This is a genomic window from Deinococcota bacterium, from assembly GCA_030858465.1.
GTDB lineage: Bacteria > Deinococcota > Deinococci > Deinococcales > Trueperaceae > JALZLY01.
The window spans coordinates 1-2,150 of sequence record JALZLY010000141.1; the positions used below are offsets into that span (position 1 = coordinate 1).

Sequence of the window (2,150 nt, forward strand, 5' to 3'; positions counted from 1 at the left end):
GTCCGGAGCATAGTGGCGGGCGCCGACCTGGTGCTCTTGGGGCCCGACCGGGCGGTGCAGGGCGAGGTCCATGAGGCGCTGGTGGAGGCCGTCAGGAGCGGTAGGATCAGCGAGGCGAGAGTGCAGGACGCGCTCGCTCGAGTCGAGAGGGTCGCGAAACGCTACCGCCCGGGGTGGGAACGCACTACATCCGACGCGACATCCGACGCGACATCCGACCCGACATCCGAGCCGGCGCCCGACTACGCCGCCCACCGGGCCCTGGCGCGCGAGGTCGCCACTCGAGGGGCCACCCTGCTCTGGAACGACGGGGTCCTGCCTTTGGACCCCGCCGCCGACGTGCTGGTGGTGGCGCCCCGTCCCAGTCTCTTCGGCGAGCCGCCGCACCTGGGCACGGTGCTTGAGCGCTACCGTGACGGCGTGAAGAGCGTCTTCGTCGGCGACCGGCCGAGCGCCGCACAGATCGCCGAGGCCGTGGCCGGGGCTCGAGACGCCGACGTGGTGGTCCTGGCGAGCTACTTCTGGATGGGCGGCTACCCGGCGGAGTTGCAGGAACTCGCGCAAGGGCTTGTTGCCACGAGCAAACCCATCGTTCTGGTCTCGCTCGGCAATCCGGACGACCTGCGCTTTCTTCCCTTCCGCCCCCAGGCCTACCTGGCGGTCTACGGCTACCGCGAGAGCAACCTGGAGGGCGCCAGCGCCGTCCTGACGGGCGAGGCCCGCCCCCAGGGCAAGTTGCCCGTTCCGGTCGGCGACTACCCTATCGGCTCGGGCTTGGAGGACTTCTGATGCCCGACTTGGCAAGGATGAACGTTCTCGGTGTGATGTCCGGCACCTCGGCGGACGGGGTGGACGCGGTCTTGGCCAGGCTCGAGGAGCACGCTGGCAGCCTGCGCTGGGAGGTGCTGGCGCGGCACTCTGAGGACTACGCCCCGGAGCTGCGCACGCGCATCCTGGACGCCATGGGGCCCGAAAGCTCGGACGTGGTAGGCCTCACCCAGCTCCACGCCGAGCTGGGCGAGGCCTACGCGCGGGCGGTGAACACCGTGCAGGAAACGCACCACGTCGATCTGGTGGCCATCTCGGGCCAGACCGTCTACCACATCCCCCGGCTCGAGCCCGCCAGGGGCTGGCGCACGAAGAGCACTCTGCAACTGGGCGAAGCCTCGCTCGTCACCGAAGGCTGCCGCCTGCCGGTCGTCTCGGACTTTCGCCAGTCGGACATGGCCGCGGGCGGCCAGGGCGCGCCGATGGTGGCGTTTGGCGACCTCAAGCTCTTCGCCGAGCCGGGCGTAGCGCGCGCCGTCCACAACCTGGGCGGCATCTCCAACCTCAGCTATCTGCCCGCGGACGGCGACTCGGACGGCGTCTTCGCCTTCGACACCGGGCCGGCGAGCTGCCTTATCGACGAGGCGGCGGCGCGCGACTTCGGCCTGGACTTCGACCGTGACGGCGCGCTGGCGGCGCGGGGAAGGGTCGATGCGACCGCGCTCGAGCGCTTGCTGGCACACCCCTACCTGAGCCAGGGGCTGCCCAAGACGACCGGGCGCGAGGTCTTCACCTTGAGCGAATTCGCGGCTGACTTGGCGGGCCTGGCGGGTCACGACCTGCTGGCGACCCTGACCGCCTTTACTAGCGAGTCCATCGCGCGCGCCTACCGCGACTTCGTCTTACCGGGGGGTCTGGACGAAATCCTCGTCGCCGGGGGCGGGGCACACAACAAGGCGCTGCTAGCGGGCCTTCGCGCGCGCCTCACGGTCCCCGTGCGCACCTTCGAGGACATGGGCTGGCGCGCCAAGGACCGCGAGGCGCTGGCCTTTGCGGTGATGGCCTACTACGCGCATCACGGCCTGCCCAACACCCTGCCGAGGGCGACGGGCGCGCGGCACCCGGTGATTGCCGGCAAACTCTCGAGGCCCTGGCAGGGTGACGGATGAGCCTGAACGATGCTTTGGCCGACCTCGTCGCCCGTGCCGGCGACCCGCGCGGCGTGCTGCTCGAGCTGAAGTATCTCGAGCTGGAGCATCAGGAGGGCGCGCTGGTCGGCGTCGCCGAGGAACGGTTGGCCGGGCTCGTGCGCGCCTTCGCCGAGAGGCATGGCCTGACGATGCGGGTCTGCGTCCCTGCCGAAGCGCGCGCCTGGCTGGGGC

The 2,150-nt window shown here is 70.7% G+C and carries 3 protein-coding genes; all 3 read left to right on the forward strand.

Annotated features, from left to right (window positions below; translation table 11 throughout):
• The coding region (locus M3498_06710) for a glycoside hydrolase family 3 C-terminal domain-containing protein (GenBank protein ID MDQ3458974.1) at positions 1-789 on the forward strand (789 nt) is incomplete at its 5' end.
• Positions 789-1,937, forward strand: a complete 1,149-nt coding sequence (locus M3498_06715; GenBank protein MDQ3458975.1) for an anhydro-N-acetylmuramic acid kinase — start codon at positions 789-791, stop codon at positions 1,935-1,937. The genes M3498_06710 and M3498_06715, both read left to right, overlap by 1 nt.
• On the forward strand, positions 1,934-2,150 hold a 217-nt coding region (locus M3498_06720; protein MDQ3458976.1), incomplete at its 3' end, for a hypothetical protein. The genes M3498_06715 and M3498_06720, both read left to right, overlap by 4 nt.